Annotated in this window: 27 protein-coding genes; 5 read left to right on the top strand and 22 right to left on the bottom strand. The window is 69.1% G+C overall.

Annotated elements, in window-relative coordinates; all coding sequences use genetic code 11:
* Positions 1-247: 247 nt before the first annotated feature.
* Entirely contained in the window at positions 248-865 is a 618-nt protein-coding gene (locus D0D15_RS09025; RefSeq protein ID WP_094006046.1) for a flavodoxin family protein, read from the bottom strand.
* Positions 866-969: 104 nt separating this feature from the next.
* Here D0D15_RS09025 and D0D15_RS09020 point away from each other — a divergent pair, with 104 nt between their 5' ends.
* Positions 970-1161 carry a DUF2795 domain-containing protein gene (locus D0D15_RS09020; protein ID WP_094006047.1) on the top strand — a complete coding sequence of 64 codons (192 nt, stop codon included), beginning with the start codon at positions 970-972 and terminating at the stop codon, positions 1159-1161.
* A gap of 54 nt (positions 1162-1215) precedes the next feature.
* Here D0D15_RS09020 and D0D15_RS09015 read toward each other — a convergent pair whose 3' ends face one another.
* Positions 1216-2598 (bottom strand): MFS transporter, encoded by a 1383-nt coding sequence (locus D0D15_RS09015; protein ID WP_115944360.1) that lies wholly within the window; start codon positions 2596-2598, stop codon positions 1216-1218.
* Between the two features lie 82 nt (positions 2599-2680).
* Here D0D15_RS09015 and D0D15_RS09010 point away from each other — a divergent pair, with 82 nt between their 5' ends.
* Entirely contained in the window at positions 2681-3364 is a 684-nt protein-coding gene (locus D0D15_RS09010; protein WP_158224440.1) for a TetR/AcrR family transcriptional regulator C-terminal domain-containing protein, read from the top strand.
* Positions 3365-3396: 32 nt separating this feature from the next.
* Here D0D15_RS09010 and D0D15_RS09005 read toward each other — a convergent pair whose 3' ends face one another.
* Together D0D15_RS09005 and D0D15_RS09000 are read right to left on the bottom strand one after the other, a co-directional pair.
* Positions 3397-4227 (bottom strand): alpha/beta fold hydrolase, encoded by an 831-nt coding sequence (locus tag D0D15_RS09005; protein ID WP_094006050.1) that lies wholly within the window; start codon positions 4225-4227, stop codon positions 3397-3399.
* A gap of 310 nt (positions 4228-4537) precedes the next feature.
* Positions 4538-5323: an SDR family NAD(P)-dependent oxidoreductase gene (locus D0D15_RS09000; RefSeq protein WP_094006057.1), complete on the bottom strand. Its 786-nt coding sequence runs from the start codon at positions 5321-5323 to the stop codon at positions 4538-4540.
* A gap of 127 nt (positions 5324-5450) precedes the next feature.
* Between D0D15_RS09000 and D0D15_RS08995 the strand changes: the two genes are divergently transcribed.
* The gene (locus D0D15_RS08995) at positions 5451-6047 is read left to right on the top strand and encodes a TetR/AcrR family transcriptional regulator (RefSeq protein ID WP_094006051.1); all 597 of its coding nucleotides are present in this window, start codon (positions 5451-5453) and stop codon (positions 6045-6047) included.
* Between the two features lie 43 nt (positions 6048-6090).
* On the opposite strand, the gene D0D15_RS36555 is transcribed toward D0D15_RS08995, so the two are convergent.
* The 4 genes from D0D15_RS36555 to D0D15_RS08975 all read right to left on the bottom strand — a co-directional run bounded on the left by D0D15_RS36555 (position 6091) and on the right by D0D15_RS08975 (position 8167).
* Entirely contained in the window at positions 6091-6258 is a 168-nt protein-coding gene (locus D0D15_RS36555; RefSeq protein WP_198958256.1) for a hypothetical protein, read from the bottom strand.
* 194 nt (positions 6259-6452) lie between these two features.
* Positions 6453-7346 (bottom strand): PaaX family transcriptional regulator, encoded by an 894-nt coding sequence (locus tag D0D15_RS08985; protein WP_094006052.1) that lies wholly within the window; start codon positions 7344-7346, stop codon positions 6453-6455.
* A gap of 50 nt (positions 7347-7396) precedes the next feature.
* Positions 7397-7624: a hypothetical protein gene (locus D0D15_RS08980; protein WP_094006053.1), complete on the bottom strand. Its 228-nt coding sequence runs from the start codon at positions 7622-7624 to the stop codon at positions 7397-7399.
* A gap of 135 nt (positions 7625-7759) precedes the next feature.
* Positions 7760-8167 carry a winged helix-turn-helix domain-containing protein gene (locus D0D15_RS08975; RefSeq protein WP_094006054.1) on the bottom strand — a complete coding sequence of 136 codons (408 nt, stop codon included), beginning with the start codon at positions 8165-8167 and terminating at the stop codon, positions 7760-7762.
* Positions 8168-8213: 46 nt separating this feature from the next.
* Here D0D15_RS08975 and def point away from each other — a divergent pair, with 46 nt between their 5' ends.
* On the top strand, positions 8214-8861 hold the full coding sequence (gene def / locus D0D15_RS08970) for a peptide deformylase (protein WP_198958257.1): 648 nt from the start codon (positions 8214-8216) through the stop codon (positions 8859-8861).
* Here the strand turns inward: def and pepE are convergent.
* Positions 8830-9540, bottom strand: a complete 711-nt coding sequence (pepE, locus tag D0D15_RS08965; protein WP_094006055.1) for a dipeptidase PepE — start codon at positions 9538-9540, stop codon at positions 8830-8832. The two genes, def and pepE, sit on opposite strands and share 32 nt — an antisense overlap.
* Positions 9541-9633: 93 nt before the next feature.
* On the opposite strand from pepE, the gene D0D15_RS08960 reads away from it, so the two are divergent.
* Positions 9634-10065 (top strand): TIGR03667 family PPOX class F420-dependent oxidoreductase, encoded by a 432-nt coding sequence (locus D0D15_RS08960; RefSeq protein ID WP_094006056.1) that lies wholly within the window; start codon positions 9634-9636, stop codon positions 10063-10065.
* Between the two features lie 745 nt (positions 10066-10810).
* Here the strand turns inward: D0D15_RS08960 and truA are convergent.
* From truA to D0D15_RS08895, 13 genes are all read right to left on the bottom strand, one after another.
* Positions 10811-11647, bottom strand: coding sequence for a tRNA pseudouridine(38-40) synthase TruA (truA, locus tag D0D15_RS08955; RefSeq protein ID WP_198958133.1), 837 nt, complete (start codon positions 11645-11647; stop codon positions 10811-10813).
* Positions 11648-11715: 68 nt separating this feature from the next.
* The gene (gene rplQ, locus D0D15_RS08950; RefSeq protein WP_094003913.1) at positions 11716-12294 is read right to left on the bottom strand and encodes a 50S ribosomal protein L17; all 579 of its coding nucleotides are present in this window, start codon (positions 12292-12294) and stop codon (positions 11716-11718) included.
* A gap of 78 nt (positions 12295-12372) precedes the next feature.
* Complete coding sequence (locus tag D0D15_RS08945) at positions 12373-13440, bottom strand: DNA-directed RNA polymerase subunit alpha (protein WP_017986635.1); 1068 nt, start codon at positions 13438-13440, stop codon at positions 12373-12375.
* A 91-nt stretch (positions 13441-13531) separates the two neighbouring features.
* Positions 13532-14137 (bottom strand): 30S ribosomal protein S4, encoded by a 606-nt coding sequence (rpsD, locus tag D0D15_RS08940; protein ID WP_094003912.1) that lies wholly within the window; start codon positions 14135-14137, stop codon positions 13532-13534.
* 23 nt (positions 14138-14160) lie between these two features.
* The gene (gene rpsK / locus D0D15_RS08935) at positions 14161-14562 is read right to left on the bottom strand and encodes a 30S ribosomal protein S11 (protein WP_017986633.1); all 402 of its coding nucleotides are present in this window, start codon (positions 14560-14562) and stop codon (positions 14161-14163) included.
* 19 nt (positions 14563-14581) lie between these two features.
* Entirely contained in the window at positions 14582-14788 is a 207-nt protein-coding gene (locus D0D15_RS08930) for a hypothetical protein (protein ID WP_094003911.1), read from the bottom strand.
* Positions 14785-15165 carry a 30S ribosomal protein S13 gene (gene rpsM / locus D0D15_RS08925; protein WP_094003910.1) on the bottom strand — a complete coding sequence of 127 codons (381 nt, stop codon included), beginning with the start codon at positions 15163-15165 and terminating at the stop codon, positions 14785-14787. The genes D0D15_RS08930 and rpsM overlap by 4 nt, the downstream gene beginning before the upstream one ends.
* A 208-nt stretch (positions 15166-15373) precedes the next feature.
* Positions 15374-15487 (bottom strand): 50S ribosomal protein L36, encoded by a 114-nt coding sequence (rpmJ, locus tag D0D15_RS08920; RefSeq protein ID WP_004558882.1) that lies wholly within the window; start codon positions 15485-15487, stop codon positions 15374-15376.
* Between the two features lie 32 nt (positions 15488-15519).
* Positions 15520-15741, bottom strand: a complete 222-nt coding sequence (gene infA, locus D0D15_RS08915) for a translation initiation factor IF-1 (protein WP_005443304.1) — start codon at positions 15739-15741, stop codon at positions 15520-15522.
* A 239-nt stretch (positions 15742-15980) separates the two neighbouring features.
* Positions 15981-16793, bottom strand: coding sequence for a type I methionyl aminopeptidase (gene map, locus D0D15_RS08910; RefSeq protein ID WP_094003909.1), 813 nt, complete (start codon positions 16791-16793; stop codon positions 15981-15983).
* Positions 16790-17344: an adenylate kinase gene (locus D0D15_RS08905; protein WP_094003908.1), complete on the bottom strand. Its 555-nt coding sequence runs from the start codon at positions 17342-17344 to the stop codon at positions 16790-16792. Before D0D15_RS08905 ends, map begins: the two co-directional genes overlap by 4 nt.
* Entirely contained in the window at positions 17341-18648 is a 1308-nt protein-coding gene (gene secY, locus D0D15_RS08900) for a preprotein translocase subunit SecY (RefSeq protein WP_094003917.1), read from the bottom strand. The genes D0D15_RS08905 and secY overlap by 4 nt, the downstream gene beginning before the upstream one ends.
* 178 nt (positions 18649-18826) lie before the next feature.
* Entirely contained in the window at positions 18827-19426 is a 600-nt protein-coding gene (locus D0D15_RS08895) for a LysE family translocator (protein ID WP_094003907.1), read from the bottom strand.
* Between the last annotated feature and the right edge of the window lie 40 nt (positions 19427-19466).

The raw sequence follows: 19466 nt of genomic DNA, 5'->3' as shown, positions 1-19466 counted from the left end.
TGGCAGCGGGCACGTCGTTCTCCGTCTATCCGGTTTCTGTTCCTCGACAGCTCAGAAACCTAGACCCAGCAACGACGTGCCCCTCCGCTACCTGGGCAGACCCACCCACACATCAGTACAAAGAGCCGTTAATCAGGGGGTCCGACAATTCCGGGGGCGTCACGAACGGCGTTCACCCGAGCGGCGTAACGCGCGAGCTGCGTCACGGACTATTTGTCCCGTTTGGACGGTGTGGGGAGAGCGGCCGTCAGTCTTCGCCGCGGGAGATCTCCGCCGGGATCGGGCGCTCGCGCAGGGCGACGGCCACCGCGTAGAGGTTCTTCGCCATCAGGCCGGCCACCTGGTGGACGTACTGGTGGCCGTGGTCGGTGTCGCTGTAGCTCGGGCCCGGTCCGGGACCCATGTTCCAGTACACCCAGGCCTGGCCGGGGATGGTGAAGCCGATGTCGCCGAGCGCGCCGTTGATCTCGCTGATGACGTGGTGCGCGCCGTCCTCGTTACCGGTCACGACCACGCCCGCGACGCGATTGTATGCAACCGGTGTACCGTCCTCGCCCGTCTCGGACAGCATCGCGTCCATGCGCTCGATCGCGCGCTGCGCGAGGGACGAGGGGTGCCCGACCCAGGTCGGCGAGGCCATGATGAGGATCTCCGAGCGCAGGATCTCCTCGCGGATGCGGGGCCACTCGTCGTCGTCGCCCATGTCGCTGCTGACGCCGGGCTTGATGTCGTGGTCGACCAGGCGGATGCTCCGGACGTCGGTGCCCAGCTCACGCAGGCCGGCGGCCACGACCTCGGCCAGCGCGTCGGTGTTCGACGGCTCCGGCGAGGGCTTCAACGTGCAGTTCAGGATGGTCGCGCGCATGGGACGGGCTTCCCGTCCGGTCGATCCGCGAAACAGGACGACTGACGGCCCGGCGCGTGGGTAGCCCCCGGGGCGAACGAACCACCAGAGGAAGGAGTTCGACCGTGTCGGCCCCGAATCCGATTCAGATGCAGAAGTTCCTGTCGGGCGTGGACTACCCGTGCACGCGCGACGCGCTGGTCGACCACGCGCAGAGCCAGGGCGCGCCGGACGACGTGCTGGACCACCTGCGGCAGTTGCCGGACCGCGAGTACGACGGCCCGAACGCCGTGAGCGCGGAGTTTTCCAAGACCTGACGCCGGACGTGTCGATGCGGCGCCGTGCACACCCGCGGCGCCGCACTGCCGCTCTCATGCCGCGCGCGGCCGCCGGAGCAGGGCCGCGGTGCTGGCGGCTCCGGCCAGCGCGCCGGCGGCGCCGAGGGTGATGAGGTGGTCGAGACCGTCGGCGAAGGCGGTGGCCGGGAAGGCACCCAGCACCGCGCCGTACACCGCGACCCCGAGGGCGAACCCGAGCTGGAGCGCGGTGTTGTTGACACCGGCGGCGACGCCGATCCGCCTCGGCGGCACGTCGACCGCCAGCGAGCCGAGCGCGGGAAGTGCGACGCCGCAACCGAACCCGGCGACGATCATGCCGGCGACCAGGTGTGCCGACCCGGTGTCCCGTGTGATCCCCAGCATGAGCAGCAAACCGAGGCCGATGAGCCCGAGTGCGCCGCCGACGCCGAGCCACGGCGGGATGCGCTCCAGAACCGCCCCGACGACCGCTCCGGCGACCATGATCGGGGCCACGACGGGCAGGAACGCCAGGCCCGTCTCGACGACGCTGTAGCCCAGCTGATCCGTGAAGTAGACGGAGAAGTAGACGAACAGGGCGAACACGCTGCCCTGGACCGCGAAGGACCCGATCTGGGTGCCCACGAACCGGCGGCTGCCGAACAGGCTCAGGTCGAGCATCGGGTGGGCATGCCGGTGCTCGACGGCGAGGAACACCGCCAGGCTGACGGCGGCGACCGTGAGGCAGATCAGCACCTCCGGGTCGGCCCAGCCCCGTTCACCGGCGTGCAGCAGGGCGTAGACCAGCGAGACCAGCGAGACGGCCCACAGCACGGGTCCGCGGACGTCGATCCGGCGTCCCCGGGCGAGTTCTTCCACGCTCGGCAAGCGGATCCAGCCGATGACCACGGCGGCGAGCGCGACCGGCAGGTTGAGGAAGAAGATCCACCGCCAGCCCAGCCCTTCGGTCAGCAGGCCCCCGGCAACGGGACCGAGCACGACGGCGACGCCGGCGGCCGTGCCGCGGACCGCGAAGGCCGTGCCGCGTGCCGCGCCCGTGTAGCACTGCCCGATCAGGGCGAGCGTGGTCGCGAAGATGACCGCGCCGGCCAGTCCCTGCGTGACGCGCGCGGCGACGAGGACCCCGACCGTGGGCGCGAGTCCGCAGGCCAGTGACGCCACGGCGAAAGCGGTCACCGAGAGCAGGAACAGCCTGCGCCGCCCGTAGCGGTCCGCGAGCGCTCCCGCGGTGAGCTGCACGGCGGCCATGGCGATCGTGTACGCGTTCACCACCCATTGCAGGTCACCGAGCCCGCCGTCCAGGTCCCGGCCCATCGCCGGGAGGGCGACCGTCACCACGGTCGCGTCCAGCATGAGCATGAACACCGCGAGCACGATCCCGGCCAGCGGCAGCCAGTCAACCCGCCCGTCCGTCCGTTCCGCTTGTCGTTCCACCACGAGAACCTCCCTATCACCGATAGGGACTATCTATCACTGATAGACGTGGTCTTGCAATGGTAGGCTCCGGCGAGGAGGAATGATGACCGCGCAGGGTTGGCACTATCCGTGGCCGGAGCACGCCACCGGTGAGGGACGTCTGGACCGGGCCGGGATAGTCCGGGCAGCGCTGGAACTCCTGGACACCGACGGCGTGGAGCAGTTCAGCACGCGCAAGCTGGCGGCCCGGCTGGGGATCAAGTCACCGTCGCTGTACTGGCACGTGAAGGGCAAGGAGGAGCTGTTCGCGCTCGTCGTCGACCACGTGGTGGGCGAATGCCGGTTGCCGTCCCGCCGGGCTGGGTGGCGCCAGCAGCTCGAGGACATCGGCCACGGGCTGCGCAGCGCCCTGGTCACGCATCCGGCGGCCCCGCGGCTGCTGTTGGGTCAGCCGCTGTTCGGCCCGAACGGGCTGCGGCTCGCCGACCACGTCATCGGCGCGCTGCGCGACCACGGCTTCGGCGACCGGCTCGCGAGCCACGGCTACATCGTCTTCCTCAACTACGTCGTCGGCTTCGCCATCCAGGAGACCGCGTTCGGCAAGGGGCCCGGTGGGCGCGAGCGGCTGGACCAGGTGGACGCGTTCCTGGCCGGTTTGCCCGCGGACCAGTACCCGGACCTGGTGGCGGTGGCGGGCGAACTCACCGCCGGGCGGTTCACGTCCCGGTTCGACCTCGGGCTCGGCGCCATTCTGGACCGGCTGGACACCGAGCGGGAAGCCGGCTGACCACGCTGTTCGCCCCGGGGCGGGTGGACCGGTCAGAAGGCGTTCAGGTGCTCCAGCAGCAACGCCGTCAGCACCTCGGGCACCTCCTCCGGGATCCAGTGCGTCACGTCCTCCAGCATCTGGAACGAGTACGGCCCGGTGACCCAGTTCTCGGTCTCCAGGGCGGGCGTCGAGCCGAACGCGACGTCCTCCGTGCTCCACACGTACAGCGTCGGCACCGACACCTTCTCGATGGTGGCCCTCGGGCGGCTCGCGCGGTACCAGTTCAGCGCCGCGGTCAGGGCGCCCGGCTCGGACAGCCGCCGGATGTACTCGTCGACACGGCTCGGTGGCACCTTCCACTCGAACATCCGCCGCAACGCCTCGGCGTTGTTGGCCAGCATCTGGCGTTCCGTGGAACTCGACCGCCAGTCCCGCATGTACTGCGACCGCATCTGCTGGTCCTCGTCCGTGCGCATGGCGTGGCTCAACGCCCCGGGGTGCGGCGTCGACACCGCCGTCAACGTCCGCAGGCGCTCCGGGTGCTCCGACGCCGTCCACCACGCCACCGCGCCGCCCCAGTCGTGGCCCACCAGGTCGAACCGGGACCACTCCAGCGCCCCGGCGATCGCCAGGACGTCCCCCACCAGCTCGTCCACGCCGTACTCGGCCGCCTGCTCCGGCCGCACCCCGGGCGAGTAACCGCGCTGGTCCGGCGCCACCGCGCGGAAACCCCGGTCGCCCAGCACCGCGACCTGGTACTCCCACGAGATCGCCGCCTCCGGGAAACCGTGCAGCAGCAGCACGGGCCTGCCGTCGGCCGGCCCGGCCGCGATCGCGTCGAACGTGCCGTTCGCGGTCGGGATGCTCAGGTAATCCATCACGCCCGAAACCCTACGACCCGCCACCGACAATCCCGCCGCGCATCCCGTGCGTCGACCTCAAGTTTGCTGGAGTTTCCACCGTCGGCTCGTGGTCAAGGAGTACGGAGCGGTGAGGCGTACCGGCGCGCTGCGCGAGGCGCCGGTCGTCCACGAGCGGACGCACCAGGGGTGACCCCGCCGACTTCGTGACCACCGTCAACGTCCTGCGCCGCATGGTGGTGAACCTCGGTGGCGACGGGAACCTGCCGGACTAGGTGCCGGAGGCCACGCACAGCATCGGGCGGACGGCTGGATGGGAGACGTCGGCGCGTCACACGGACTTGATCGCGCCCCCGTCGATGAGGTGGTCCGCCCCGGTGGTGCTGCCCGCGAGCGGTGAAGCGAGGTACGCAACAAGGTCGGCGACCTCCGCGGGATTCACGAGCCTGCCGGTGACCATCCCCATGGTCGCGGGGAGGTTGTCCATCAGTTGCTCCCGGCTCAGGCCCAGGGATTCGGCGAGCTCAGCTCCATAGCCGTCCGGGGATTCCCACATGTGGGTCCGGACCGGGCCGGGCGAGACGGTGTTGACGCGCACTCCTCGCGGGCCGAACTCTTCCGCTACCGCCTTCCCGAAGGCGGTGAGCGCAGCTTTGGCGGTGGTATAGGTGATCGGGCCGGCATGCGGGATTCGCGCACCGTTGGAGGAGATGTTGACGATCGCGCCGCGGCTCTTCGAAAGATGAGGGAGCGCGGCCCGCGTGGTGCGGACTGCCGCCAGGAAGTTCAAGTCGAACGCGCTGCTCCACTGCTCATCGGTGAAGGTGAGGAACCCGCCGGTCTGGCCACCGCCGTCACCGCCCCCGACGTTGTTGACCAGCACGTCGAGCCGCCCAAGCTCGGCCTCTGCCCGTTCGATGAGCTGAGCAGGGCCGTCGGGGGTGGACAGGTCGACGGACATGCTGAGCGCCCCTGTGGCCTGGAGCTCGGGTGTGATGGTCCGTGCTGCTGCCAGCACCCGCATTCCTTCGCGGAGCAAGGCCGAAACCGTGGCCAATCCGATTCCTCGGCTTGCGCCGGTCACGACAGCGACCTTGCCGTCCAGCTGCAAATCCATGAGGTCCTCCACGTTCGATTGACGTCATCAGTGATGCGACTAGGCTAGTACATGCAACACATATGTTGCAAGTTATGGATGAATGGCGACTGTCCTGTAGCCTGGGGGCGGGGTATGAGAAGATCACGTGGAGCAGGAGAGGCGAGTACGGCCGATGCGCGCAGACGCCGAACGGACAGCGAAGGCGATCCTCGAGGCCGCGGAACGCGTGCTGAGCGCCAATCCCGCGGCCACCATGGAACAGATCGCGGAAGCCGCGGGTGTCGCCCGGACGACGGTGCATCGCCGGTTCACCAGCCGCGAGGCCCTCGTCGATGCCATGACAGCCTGGGCCACTCAGCAGTTCCACGACGCCGTCACCAGTGCTCGGCCTGAGACTGCCCCGCCGTTGGTCGCGCTGTATCAGGTGACCGCGAACGTGCTTCGAGTCAAGATCGGCTGGGGGTTCGCCATGAACGCCGTCAAGCCCGAGGATTCCGAGACTGCACGCGTACATGCGGACGTGCTCGACCAGTGCGACCGCCTCTTCCGGAGGCTCCAGCACACAGGTGTCCTACGGCCCGACACCGACCTGACCTGGGCTCGGCGCACTTACTACGCGCTGATCCACGAAGCCGCGCAGCCCCAGCCCGCCGACGCCCGAGACGTGGACGAACTGGCGACGCTCGTCGTGGACACACTGCTGACCGGCGTCGGCCAGCAGTCGCTGAAGCCCAGCGTCTAGAGAAGACAACCTGCCGGCCCGCCAGGGCCTGTATCGAAGCCGGTCAGAGCCATTCGTTGATCGCGGCGATCTGGCCGGTGGCTTCGTAGCGCACGGCCAGCTCGTCGTAGCGCGTGGCCACGGCCCGGTTGCGTTTGTGCCGGTTGCTGGGATCGCCGCCTTGATCCGGGTCAGGCCGGGTTCTGGGCCGGCCCCCAGCCAGCCGGGGCACCCCGGATACCCGCCAAGACCGGGACGAACCCACGCGTGATCACCCGGCCCGGAAGAGGTGCGCTCTGGCGATGGTGGAGTCCACGCTGACATCCCAGGTGGCCGGCCCGGCCGCGTCGGCGACGGTTTGCAGCGCGGTGCGGATCCGCTGCCGGACACAGCCCGCTGCCAGCACCGAAACAGCGCCTAGTACACCTAGGCCGCTTCCTCCGCGCCGACCAGCTGGTCCCAGTGCCGCTGCGCGACCGGGCGCCACTCGACGTGCCGGCGGTGGAACAGCTCCGCCGCCTTGGCGCCGCTCCAGCCGTCGGGCAGCAGGCGGCCCGGCAGGCGCGGGTCGAGGAACGGGAAGCGGCGCCACTCGTGCACGAGGCGGGTCTGCGCGTGCAGCACCGCCTCGCCCGAAGCGGGCGCCAGCGCGGCGAACTCGTCGATGAAGTCCTCGTAACGCTCTTCCAGCGCGGTCAGATCCCAGGCCCGCGCGACCATCGCGTCCTCGTCGCCGATCCGGCCGTACGAGGCGACGAACGACATCGCTTCGGCGTCCAGCCCCAGCTCACGCACGATCGAGTTCGCCTCGTCGTGACGGCTGGGGTCCGGGCAGATCCACACACCGGGCGTCGGCGAACCGAACCCGGCCCAGGTCAGCCGCGTGCGCAGGCTGTGCCGCAGGTCCCGCTTCGTCTCCGGCACCGACACCAGCAGCATCAGCCAGGTGCCGTCCCACGGCGTGTGGTCGCGGCCGAAACCGTAGATGCGTTCCGCGCCCTCGCTCAGCAGCCGCCGGCCCGGCGTGGTCAGCGACCACCGCACGCGACGGCCGTGGCGTTGCGACACCAGCCAGCCCTCGGCGGCGGTGCGGGCCAGCGCCTGGCGCGCCGACTTCTCCTCGATGCCGAACATCGCGAGGACGTCGACGAGGGTGGAGGTCCACACCGGCCGGTCACGGGGCAGCACGAACTCACCGAGCACGGTCATCAGGACCGACCGCGCGCTCGTGTGGCTCACCTCGCGCCGCCTGCTCACGGTGGGGCGGGCCGTGGTGTCCGCGATCGCGCTCACCTCCCGCGAAGCTGACCTCGACGCCATTGGCGTTGCTCAGGTTAGCCCACGCGGAGTCGCGTGCCGTGCGCGGCGGGTCAATGGAGGAAATAGGACAGGTCCTGCACCAAATCCCATTCGGCGCGATGCCCGTCCGGCGGGCCGGTCCACGGTTCGTGAATGATCTGCTCGTCGCGGGCGCATTGCCCGCAAAGCGGGTGGCCCTGCGCGTCGAAACACCATTCCTCGTCGGCGGGGGTCTGCTCGTGGGGGACCAGGCAGCCGAAGCAGCTGTCCGCGGGGCGGAAATCCATGTGCGTTGTCATGATCGCATCCCGTGGGTCGCAGTTGAACCATGGTAGGCACGGGTCGGAGCGGTCATGAAGCGTCGTCATCCGAACGTAGCAAACGTGTGTCTCGGCTGCTGAAACTCCGTTGAACCGGTTATTGACCGGCGTGGTTCACGGGTGCGGAAACGCGGAGAAATTGACTTCGACCGGCCGGGATTCGGCGTGTCCGGATGCCCGTTCGGGAAAACGCTTGATCAATTCCCGCACGGATGCGGTGAGTTCGGCCAGCTCGCGCGGAGTCAGGTGCAGGACGGCCGAAAAGGTTTGATCATCTGGCGCGTGGGATTCCGCGGAATCCCACCGCAGCCGCCACGGTTTGATTCGCCCCCGGCCGCGCGGCGCCTCTTCGATCAGGCCCGCCCGCGCCAGCTGTCGCAGGTGGAACGAACACAGGCCGGAGCTGTACCCGAGGCGGCGGCTCGCCTCGTTCGCGGTCACGGTGCCCAGTTCGGCGAGCAGGTCCAGCAGCGCGACGCGGACGGGGTGGTCGGGCAGCTTCGACTCGGGTCGGTTCTCCACTTTGCAAAGTATGCTAGTTTGCAAAGTTGTTGGCAAGGGAGGCGGAATGGCCGTCTACGTGCAGGGGCAGCCGGTCGGGGACTGCCCGCGGGTGCTGCCGGAAGCGCGCCGTGGCTCGCCGCGGCGGATCACCGAGATCGGCGAGGAGATCCTCGCTCGTCCGTGCCGCCCGGCGGCCGAGTTCGGCACGCCGGAGCTGTCGGCCCTGATCGACGACATGTTCGCCACCCTGTACGTGGCCGAGGGCGCCGGACTGGCGGCCAACCAGGTGGACGTCGACCTGCGGTTGTTCGTGTGGGACTGCTGGGACGAGTACGGCGACCGGCACATCGGCCACATCCTCAACCCGGTGCTCGACGAGGAACCGGTCGGTGACCGGCGGCTGATCGAGGCGCCGGAGGGCTGCCTGTCCGTGCCTGGCCCGTACGCGAAGCTGCCGCGCGCCGACCACGCCGTGGTGCGCGGGGTGGACCAGTTCGGGGAGCCGCTGGTCGTCGAGGGGCGGGGCTACTTCGCGCGGTGCCTGCAGCACGAGACCGACCACCTCGGCGGCGGCCTGTACGTGGACCGGCTGCCACTGCGCAAGCGCAAGTCGGTGCTGCGCGACATGGCCAGGTCGCGGGACGAGGTTCTGGCCCGGCGCGCCGAGCTGGCGGACGAGCTCAGGCGATCTCGCTCGCCAGAAGGTCGCTGAGGTCCGCGCCCGGCCGCAGCTCCGCCGGGCCGGCGCCGCGGCGGAACAGGCGGGCGCCGGCTTCGTCACCGCCGAGGGTGAGGGTGTCGTCCTCGCGGCGCAGCCAGGTGCCTTCGCGCATCCCCAGCACCGGCACGTCGTTCTCCTCCAGGAACTGGTCGATCCGCTCCTCGCGGGTTTCGCCCATGTGGGTGGATTCTGGCTGTGGGTCGAGGTAGTGCGGGTTGATCTGGAACGGCACGAACCCGGCCGCGTCGAACGCGGGCGGCTGCACGATCGGCATGTCGTTGGTGGTGCGGATGGTGGGGCAGGCGACGTTCGTGCCCGCGCTCGATCCGATGTAGACGGTCCCGTGCGCGACGCGGTCGCGGATCGGGGCGAGGAGCTCGCGGCGGTAGAGCTCGCGCAGGAGCCGGAAGGTGTTGCCGCCGCCGGTGAACACGGCCTGCGCGGAGTTGAGCAACCTGATCGGGTCATCCTGGTGGGCCCCGGCGACCTCGATGCCGAACGGGGCGAGCGCCTTGGCGACGATCGCCGTGTAACCGTCGTGATCGGCGAGCGCGAACGGCACGAACACCAGGCGGCGCACGTCCTGGAGCACTTCGCCCAGTGCGTCGGTAGCGTGCTCCAGGTAGCCGCGTCCGGGCGCGGTCGAGTTGGACAGCAGCAGCAGACGCATCGATGATCCTTTCCGGCGCTCGATCCCCGAATGCCTATCACGGGCGGTCGGTGAAGTTGCGCCGGAAGTGAGCCCGGCCACTACGCTGGCGGCATGGCAGGCGACGTGCTCCCCGACCCGTCGAGCCCGTTCGGACGGCGGGTCCGCGAACGGCTCGAGACCGAGCAGGTCGTCTGGCTCACCACGACGGGCGCGGACGGCACCCCGCAGCCGAACCCGGTGTGGTTCGTGTGGCGGGACGGCGAGTTCCTGGTGTACAACGCCGCGCGCGCCAAGCGACTGGACCACATCCGGGACCGGCCGCAGGTGGCGCTCCACTTCAACAGCGACGGGCAGGGCTCGGACGTCGTGGTGTTCCGCGGACTGGCCCGACCGGCCGACACACAACCCCCGGCACACGAGAACGCCTCGTACGTGGCGAAGTACGGCAAGGCGATGGAGCGGGTAAGCGGAAGCCTGGCGGGGTTTTCGGAGCAGTATCCCCAGGTATTGCGGGTGAGGATCAACGCGGTACGGGGATACTGACGGCGCGCAGCGCCGTCTTGAACCCAAGGTAGCTGGGTGGTCATCCCGTCGCCTGACACGCAACGATCACCTTGAGCCAGGGCCGCAACCCAGGCTCTCTCCGGCGGCCGACCATGCCAACCTTGCGGCCCTGGCTCAAGGTGATATGCACAAACCGGAAGGCGACGGGATGACCACCCAGCGACCACCTGCCCGAGGTGAGGTTCCTGCATTCCCCGTCATCCCGGAGCCTGCCCGTCCGCGAGGACATCTTTTGATCTTTAGTCTTGCTTTTGGGCAGGCGGGGAGTCCGCCCTGCGGGCGGGCAACGCCCTTCGGGCGGAAAGCGCCTCACGGCGCCGAACGGTCACCTTCCGACCACCCCCGCCCCCGATGCCTGATTGTGTTTCAGTCGCCGAGCAGGCGTGTCAAGGCGGGAAAGAGTACCTTGACACGCCTGATCGGCGACCAAAGACCGGCTGTGGATCGGGGGCGGGGGAGGTCTGGTTGGGGTAGTCGGTGCTGTCGCGTTGCCGGGCGGCGGTCGCAGGGCTGCCGCGGTCAGCCGAGTGCCGGGCCACTCGCGTTGCCGGCTGCCGGAACGCAGGGCTGCCGCGTGGTCAGGCTGATCACCAGCCCGCGTGCGTTGCCGGCCGCCGGAACGGAGGCCTTCCGCACGGCCAGGCTTCCCCGCCGTCAGCTCCCCCTTACCGCCCGTGCGCGGCCTGTGGATAGCTGTGGACAACCCCTGTGGATTGTGGATAACTCAGCTCGCCTCGGATGTCGCTCGCATGTTGCGGGTTTGCTCCGCTCGTGCTGCCAGCTCCTCGTCGGCCGGGTAGTCGACCCCAGTCAGCGTCAGGCCGTGTGCTGGGGCCACCGCGCTGTCCCGCACTCCCCCGCGCAGCAGCTCCGCCGGCCACTCCACCGGTCGACGGCCGTCACCCACGAGGAGCATCGCGCCGACCAGGCTGCGGACCATCGAGTGGCAGAACGCGTCCGCCAAGACCTCGGCCTCCACCACGTGCTCGTCGATCCGGTGCCAGGTGAACCGTTGCAGCTCGCGGATCGTCGTGCCGCCCTCGCGTTGCTTGCAGAACGCCGCGAAGTCCCGCAGGCCCAGCAGCGCCTCCGACGCGGAGTTCATCGCCGTCAGGGACAGCGGCCGGCCCCACCCGAGCGTGTCGAACCGGCGCAGCGGGTCGACACCCCACGGCGCGTCCGACACCCGATAGCGGTAGTGCCGTCGAATGGCCGAGAACCGGGCGTCGAAACCCTCGGGTGCAACGCGCGCGTCCAGCACCCGCACGTCACCTGGCAGGAACCGGTTCCAGCGGTGCCGCATCCGCTCCAGATCAAGAATTCCGTGCTCGTCCACCGCCAGCCGTCCGGCCGGCCCGGACAACGGCACCACGTCCACGTGCACGACCTGCCCGGTCGCGTGCACCCCGGCGTCCGTGCGGCCGGCCACCACGACCGACTTCGGCACCGCGGCCCCGGGCGGCTGCTTCGCCAGCGCCTCCTCCAGCAGGCCCTGCACCGTGCGGCGGCCCGGCTGGCGGGCCCACCCGGAGAACTGCGTGCCGTCGTAGCTGACGTCCAGGCGCAGACGAACGAGCCCGCCCTCCCCGGAGGGAGCAGCGGGCTCGTTGCCTGGACCGAACTCAGCCGTCAGGACTCGTCCTTCTTGGCCTCGTCCTTGGTGTCCTCAGCCTTGGCCTCGTCGGCACCCTCGGCCGGCTCGGCCGTCGCCTCGGTGGTGGCCGACTCGGGCGCCTCGGCGTCCTGGTCGGTCGCCTCGGCCTTGGTCTCCTCGACCGCGGATGAAGCCTCGGCAGTGTCCTTAGCCGCGAACTTGGTCTTCCGCGCCTTCTCCGCCTCCGCGGTGACGGTCTTCTCGGACACCAGCTCGATGACCGCCATCGGGGCGTTGTCGCCCTTGCGCGGCATCGTCTTGGTGATCCGGGTGTAGCCGCCGTTGCGGTCCGCGAAGAACGGGCCGATCTCGGCCAGCAGCTTGTGAACCACGTCCTTGTCGCGGATCACGCGCTGGATCTGACGCCGGTTGTGCAGGTCGCCGCGCTTCGCCTTGGTGATCAGCTTCTCGGCGAGCGGCCGCATCCGGCGGGCCTTGGCCTCGGTCGTGGTGATCTTGCCGTGCTCGAACAGCGACGTGGCGAGGTTCGCCATCATCAGCCGCTCGTGGGCCGCGGATCCACCGAGACGGGGGCCCTTCGTGGGGGTGGGCATTGCTTCTCCTCGTAAATCCGGCCGCTTTCAGGCCGGCGCCCGCCCCGCACGCTCATCCGGCGGGGCGGGCTGCCGTCCTTACAGCTGCTCCGTCTCTGCGTAGTCCTGGCCGTCGTCGTGGCCGTTGTCCGACAGACCGCCGACACCCTCGGCGGACCAGCTCTCGCCGCCCTCGTAGGACGCGGCAGCCGCGGTCGGGTCGAACCCGGGCGGGCTGTCCTTCAGCGAGAGGCCGAGACCGACGAGCTTCATCTTGACCTCGTCGATCGACTTCGCGCCGAAGTTGCGGATGTCGAGCAGGTCGGCCTCGCTGCGCGAGACCAGTTCGCCGACCGTGTGGATGCCCTCGCGCTTGAGGCAGTTGTACGACCGGACCGTCAGGTCCAGGTCCTCGATCGGCATCGCGTAGGCGGCGATGGTGTCCGCCTCCTGCGGCGACGGGCCGATCTCGATGCCCTCGGCGTCGACGTTGAGCTCCCGGGCCAGGCCGAACAGCTCGACCAGCGTCTTGCCGGCGGAAGCGACGGCGTCCCGCGGGGTGATCGACGGCTTGGTCTCGACGTCCAGGATCAGCTTGTCGAAGTCGGTGCGCTGCTCGACACGGGTCGCCTCGACCTTGTAGGTGACCTTCAGCACCGGCGAGTAGATCGAGTCGACCGGGATCCGGCCGATCTCGGCACCCGCCTGCTTGTTCTGCTGGGCAGGCACGTAACCACGACCGCGCTCGACGACCAGTTCGATCTCCAGCTTGCCCTTGCCGTTCAGCGAGGCGATGTGCAGATCCTGGTTGTGCACGGTGACGCCGGCCGGCGGCACGATGTCGGCCGCGGTGACCTCACCCGGGCCCTGCTTGCGCAGGTACATGGTGACGGGCTCGTCCTCCTCGGAGGACACGACCAGTTCCTTGAGGTTCAGGATGATGTCGGTGACGTCTTCCTTCACCCCGGGGACCGTGGTGAACTCGTGCAGCACCCCGTCGATGCGGATGCTGGTGACCGCCGCGCCCGGGATGGACGACAGCAGCGTGCGCCGCAGCGAGTTGCCGAGGGTGTACCCGAAGCCGGGCTCCAGCGGCTCGATGGTGAACCGGGACCGGGTCTCGTTGATCGGCTCCTCGCCGAGGGCCGGTCGCTGGGAAATCAGCACTTTCTTCTCTTCCTTTCCTGCCGGCGCCCGCCATATGACGCCGAAAGGGATGGCGAAGCGGCGGCGCGCGGGTGCGCGCCGCCGCTGCCGATCACTTCGAGTAGTACTCGACGATCAGCTGTTCCTGGACGGGAACGTCGATCTGCGCCCGCTCGGGGAGCTGGTGCACCAGGATGCGCAGGTTGGACTGCACGACCTGCAGCCAGCCGGGGATCGGCCGGTCGCCGAAGGACTCCTTGGCGGCCACGAAGGGCAGCATCTGGAGCGACTTCGGCCGCACGTCGATGATGTCGAACTTCTCGACCTGGTAGCTGGGGATCGTCACCTTCACGCCGTTGACGGTGAAGTGACCGTGCGCGACCAGCTGACGCGCCTGGCGGCGGGTCCGGGCCAGGCCGGCGCGGTACACGACGTTGTCCAGGCGCGACTCGAGGATCTGCAGCAGGTTCTCACCGGTCTTGCCGGGGCGCCGCGCGGCCTCCTTGTAGTAACGGCTGAACTGCCGCTCCAGGACACCGTAGGTGTAGCGAGCCTTCTGCTTCTCCTGGAGCTGAAGCAGGTACTCGCTCTCCTTGATGCGGCCGCGGCCGTGCTGGCCGGGCGGGTACGGGCGGCGCTCGAAAGCCTGGTCGCCGCCGACGAGGTCAACCTTGAGGCGCCGCGAGATGCGAGTCGCGGGGCCGGTGTAGCGAGCCATGTGTTGTTACTCCTCCCCGTTCCTCAGACCCGGCGCCGCTTGGGCGGGCGGCAGCCGTTGTGAGGCTGCGGGGTCACGTCCTGGATGGTGCCGACCTCGAGACCGGCGGCCTGCAGCGAACGGATCGCCGTCTCCCGGCCGGAACCCGGGCCCTTGACGAACACGTCGACCTTCTTCATCCCGTGCTCGGCGGCCTTGCGGGCCGCGTTCTCGGCCGCCATCTGCGCGGCGAACGGGGTGGACTTGCGGGAGCCCTTGAAGCCGACGTGGCCGGACGAGGCCCACGAGATCACGGCACCGTTCGGGTCGGTGATCGACACGATGGTGTTGTTGAACGTGCTCTTGATGTGGGCGTGGCCGTGGGCCACGTTCTTCTTTTCCTTCCGCCGGACCTTCTTGGCCCCGGCGCGAGCCTTGGGTGGCATGTTGGGTGGTTTCTCCTGCCTAGCGCGAGTTTTCGGTCTGAGCGGCGGCAGCGGCGGCCTCGCGGGCCTCCTGCTGGCCACGCCGGATCAGCGAGCCGGCGTCGGTGTAGAGCTGGCGAAGCGCCATCGGGCGGGCGTACAGGGCCTTCGGCGAGACGCACGAATTGTTGCGGCGACGCATCTGCCCGGCGCCGATCCGCACGACCTTCTTGCCCTGGACGCTCACTTCTTGCCAGCCTTCTTCTTGCCGGCGACCGTCTTCTTCGGACCCTTGCGGGTGCGGGCGTTGGTCTTGGTCCGCTGACCGCGGACGGGCAGACCGCGGCGCCACCGCAGGCCCTCGTAGCAGCCGATCTCGATCTTGCGACGGATGTCGGCCTGCACCTCGCGGCGGAGGTCACCCTCGACCTTGAAGTTCTCTTCGATGTAGTCCCGCAGCTTGACGAGGTCGTCGTCGGACAGGTCGCGCACCCGGGTGTCCGGGTTCAGCGACGTCGCGGCGATGAGCTCCTTCGAGCGGGTACGACCGATGCCGTAGATGTAGGTCAGCGCGATCTCCAACCGCTTCTCGCGGGGGAGGTCTACGCCGGCGAGTCGTGCCATGGCGCTTGATGCTCCTTCTAGTGTTCGTCGCTCCAGGTGTGCTCCCCGCCCGGTTCCGGGACCGACTCGCATGTCGTCCGGAGCACTTGCGTGTCCGGTGTCCCGGCCCCGGCCTGGAGTCCGGGGGTCGGCTGGGCCGCTCGCGCGACCCGGCAGGTGCGGGGAGGGTATTCAGCTGTCCGTCCGCTCTGCGTGGTGCGAGCGGTGATCAGCCCTGCCGCTGCTTGTGCCGCAGGTTCTCGCAGATCACCATGATCCGGCCGTGGCGGCGGATCACCTTGCACTTGTCGCAGATCTTCTTGACGCTCGGCTGGACCTTCACGTCTCCTGCTTCCTTATGCGTTGCTCACCGTGTCACTTGTAGCGGTAGACGATCCGCCCGCGAGACAGGTCGTACGGCGACAGCTCCACGACAACCCGGTCCTCCGGGAGGATGCGGATGTAGTGCTGCCGCATCTTGCCGCTGATGTGTGCCAGGACCTTGTGACCGTTCTCCAACTCGACTCGGAACATCGCGTTGGGGAGTGGCTCGATGACCCGACCTTCGACCTCGATGGCCCCGTCTTTCTTAGCCATGTCCTCCGCGTTTCGTGACTGGGTAGAGCACCGAAATGGGCAACTCTTGCGTTCGGCGGACACGCCGCACCGACCCCAAGGACCCGAGCATTGACGAGCACGTTGGAACCGGCGTGATGGGTACGCCGACTAGATAGTGTACGCAGCCTGTGTCGCACCTCGCGAGGCGGGGTGATGTGTGGTAGGCAACGTCACTCCGACGATACCCCTGATCGCCCCCGAAGGGGCGAAACCGCAGGTCAGGAGCCTTCGAGGAGGGTCAGGACGCGCGGACCGTCCTCCGTGACGGCGACCGTGTGCTCCCAGTGGGCGGCGCGCGAGCCGTCCGCGGTCACCACGGTCCAGCCGTCCTCCAGCTCGACGGTCTCGGCGCTGCCGCCGGTCAGCATCGGCTCGATGGCCAGCGCCATACCGGGCTTGAGCTTCGGCCCCTTGCCGGGCTTGCCGACGTTGGGCAGGAACGGCTCCATGTGCATCTCGGTGCCGATGCCGTGCCCGCCGTACTCGACGATCTGGCCGTAGTCGATGCCGTCGGCCGCCGCGGAGGTCTCGGCCGAGGACTGCACGGCGTGCGAGATGTCGGTGAGCCGGGCGCCGGGCACGGCGGCCTCGATGCCGGCGAGCATCGCGGCGCGGGTGGCGGCCGACAGCGCCTGGTCGGCGGCCGAGACCGTGCCGATGGCCAGGGTGACGGCGGAGTCGCCGTGCCAGCCGTCGAGGATCGCGCCGCAGTCCACGGACAGCAGGTCGCCCTCGGCCAGCACGGTCGTCTTCGCCGGGATGCCGTGGACGACCTGCTCGTTCACCGACGCGCAGATCGAGGCCGGGAAGCCGTGGTAGCCCTTGAACGAGGGCACCGCACCGGCGGCCCGGATCGTCTGCTCGGCGATCTCGTCGAGGTCACCGGTGCTGACGCCGGGCCGGGCGGCCTCGGCGACCGCCGCGAGGGTGCGGGCCACCACGATGCCGGCGGCCCGCATCGCGTCCAGCTCGCCGGGCGTCTTGATCTCGATGCCGCGGTGGCGGCGGAGCACGGAAGGCACCAGGTTCACGCGCGGTCGTCGAGTGCGTTCACGATCCGCGAGGACACCTCGTCGACCTCGCCGACGCCGTCCACCTTCACCAGGATGTCGCGGTAGTAGTCCAGCAGCGGCGCGGTCTCCGACTGGTAGACCTGCTGCCTGCGGCGGATGACCTCTTCGGTGTCGTCCGTGCGGCCGCGGCCCAGCAGGCGCGCGACCAGGACGTCCTCCGGCACGTCGAGCTGGATGACGGCGTCGAGGGCGCTGTCCGACTCGGCCAGCATCTCGCCGAGGACCTCGGCCTGCTTGGTGTTGCGCGGGAACCCGTCCAGCAGGAAGCCGGCCTTGGTGTCGGACTCGGCCAGGCGCTCGCGGACCATCTCGTTGGTGACGCTGTCCGGGACCAGCTCGCCCGAGTCGAGGTAACGCTTCGCCTCCTCGCCCAGCGGCGTCTGCTCCGCCACGTGAGCGCGGAAGAGGTCACCGGTGGAGATGTGCGGGATGGAGAGCCGCTGCGACAGCGCTACCGCCTGAGTTCCCTTTCCTGCTCCGGGCGGGCCGACAAGAACCAGGCGCGTCATCGCAAGAACCCTTCGTAATTCCGCTGCATCAGCTGGCTTTCGATCTGCTTCACCGTGTCGAGGCCGACGCCGACCATGATCAGCACAGCGGTGCCGCCGAACGGGAAGTTCTGGTTGTTGCCCTCCTGCGTGATGGACAGGAAGAAGTTCGGGAGGATCGCGATGATGCCGAGGTAGAGCGAGCCGGGGAAGGTGATCCGGCCCAGCACGAAGCTCAGGTACTCGGCGGTCGGCCGGCCCGGGCGGATGCCCGGGATGAAGCCGCCGAACTTCTTCATCTCCTCCGCGCGCTCATCCACGTTGAAGGTGATGGTGATGTAGAAGTACGTGAAGAAGATGATCAGCGCGAAGTACAGCAGGATGTGCACCCAGCTGGACTGGTTGACCACGTAGGTCTGCAGGAACGCCTGCCAGCCCGAGCCGCTGGTCGGGTCACCGAACAGGCGGCTGATCAGGTCCGGCAGGTAGAGCAGCGACGAAGCGAAGATGACCGGGATGACACCGGCCTGGTTCACCTTGATCGGCAGGTAGGTCGACGTGCCGCCGTACATCCGGCGGCCGATCATCCGCTTGGCGTACTGCACCGGGATCCGGCGCTGGCCCTGCTCGACGAAGATGACGCTGGCGATGATCACCAGGCCGAAGAGGCACACCAGCGCGAAGACGAGACCGCCCTGGTTGTTCAGGATGTTCATGCCTTCGGCCGGGATGCGGGCCGCGATGTTCAGGAAGATCAGGACGGACATGCCGTTGCCGACGCCGCGCTCGGTGATGAGCTCGCCCAGCCACATCATGACCGCGGTGCCCGCCGTCATCGTGATGACGATCAGCGCCAGCGAGAAGATGCTGTTGTCCGGGATGATCGACTGCGCGCAGTCCGGGAACAGCTGGCCGCGGTCGGCCAGCGCCACCACACCGGTCGCCTGCAGGATCGCCAGCGCGATCGTCAGGTACCGGGTGTACTGCGTCAGCTTGCTCTGGCCGGCCTGGCCTTCCTTCTTCAGCTCCTCGAACCGCGGGATGACGACGGTGAGCAGCTGGACGATGATGCTGGCCGTGATGTACGGCATGATGCCGGTCGAGAAGATCGACAACTGCAGGAGCGCCCCGCCGCTGAACAGGTTCAGCAGGGAGTAGATGCCGGACTGGTCGGCACCTGCCTGGCATGCCTGCACATTGGGATAGGAGATCCCGGGCGCCGGAGTGACCGCACCGATCCGGTACACGGCCACGATCAACAGCGTGAACAGGATCTTCTTGCGCAGGTCCGGCGTGGCGAGAGCCGAGCGAAAGGCGCTGAGCACGCGGGGGACCTCCTCGGCGTCGCCGGTGGGTGTCACCGGCGATCGGCTTGGCCGGCACGCTGGCCGGCAGGAACACCATGTCGCTGGCAAGCCAGCAGCGCTCCGGGGCAGATGGGTCCCCGAAGCGCGTCGCCCGACTCTAACAGCCGGGGGTTGGAGGGCTGTGAGGTAGGCCGTGTTATGAGCCGGAGGCGGCCAGCGTGCCGGCCATGCCGAGCAGGACGACTCCGGTGCCGCGGTCCATGTTGCGGCGGGCGCGGGCGCTCAGGCGGACGGCCTTGAGCGCGGCGCCGACCGCGGCGTAGGCGGTGCCGGCGAGGAACTCGGCGAGCAGGTAGACGGCGCCGAGGACGGCGATCTGGGCGGTGGGCGAGCCGTGCGCGGGGTCGACGAACTGCGGCACGAAGGCGGTGAAGATGAGGATCGCCTTGGGGTTGGTGATGGCGACGAGGAACTCCTTGCGCAGCACGGGTCCCGGCGGCGGGGCCTGCGCGGGCTGGGGTTTGGCGCGCAGGAGGCGGACCGCGAGCCAGACGAGGTAGGCCACGCCGGCCCACTTGATGACGGTGAGCGCCGGCTCGGAGGCGGCGAGCAGCTGCCCCAGCCCACCCGCGACGGCGCCGATCATGAGGGTGAAGGCGGCCAGGCGCCCGAGCAGCCCCGCGAGCGCCCGCGGAAGGCCGTGCTGAATCCCGTGGTGCAGCCCGAGAAGGTTGTTGGCCCCCGGCGTGAGGGCGATGAGCATGGCGGCACCGAGGAAGACGAGCAACCAGGTCATGGGGTGACGGTAGTGGTGGGGTGGCTGGTTCGGGAGTGGT

The sequence above is a fragment of the Amycolatopsis thermalba genome, assembly GCF_003385215.1.
GTDB lineage: Bacteria > Actinomycetota > Actinomycetes > Mycobacteriales > Pseudonocardiaceae > Amycolatopsis_E > Amycolatopsis_E thermalba.
The sequence above is the reverse complement of the archived record's forward strand: the minus strand, read 5'-3'. Positions and strand labels throughout refer to the sequence as shown.